Annotated in this window: 1 protein-coding gene; it reads left to right on the forward strand. The window is 69.8% G+C overall.

Translation table 11 applies throughout. The annotated features are described in order from the left end of the window. On the forward strand, positions 1–705 hold a 705-nt coding region (locus D7Y13_RS41950; RefSeq protein WP_147452668.1), incomplete at both ends, for an aldo/keto reductase.

The raw sequence follows: 705 nt of genomic DNA on the forward strand, positions 1-705 counted from the left end.
CACCCGTCCCATCCCCAGCTCGGGCGAGGCCCTGCCCGTCATCGGCCTCGGCACCTGGCAGACCTTCGACGTCGGCGGCGCCGCGAACGAACGCGCCCCCCTGGCCCAGGTCCTCCAGAAGTTCTTCGCCTCGGGCGCGCGCCTCATCGACTCGTCGCCCATGTACGGCCGCTCCGAGGCCGTGGTGGGCGACCTGCTGAAGCAGTCCGGCCAGGAGAAGACGCCCTTTCTGGCCACCAAGGTCTGGACGCGCGGCAAGGCCGAGGGCGCCGCTCAAATCCAGGCCTCGCTCCAGCGCATGGGCCACGGCCGCATGGACCTGATGCAGGTGCACAACCTGCTCGACGTGGACACCCACCTGCCCGTGCTGCGCGAGCTGAAGGCCGCGAAGAGGATCCGCTACATCGGCGTCACCCACTACGCGCGCAACGCCTTCGACGACCTGGAGCGCCACATCAAGAGCAGCGCCCTGGACTTCGTGCAGCTGCCCTACTCGCTCGCGATGCGCGACGCGGAGGCGCGCCTGCTGCCCGCGGCGAAGGAGCACGGCGTCGCCGTGCTGGTGATGGAGCCCTTCGACAAGGGCAACCTCTTCCGCAAGATGAAGGGCCGCGCCCTGCCGGCCTGGGCCGCGGACTTCGACTGCACCAGCTGGGCCCAGTTCTTCCTCAAGTTCATCCTGGGCCACCCCGCCGTGAACTGCCC

Origin of the sequence: Corallococcus praedator (genome assembly GCF_003612125.1) — a bacterium.
Lineage (GTDB): Bacteria > Myxococcota > Myxococcia > Myxococcales > Myxococcaceae > Corallococcus > Corallococcus praedator.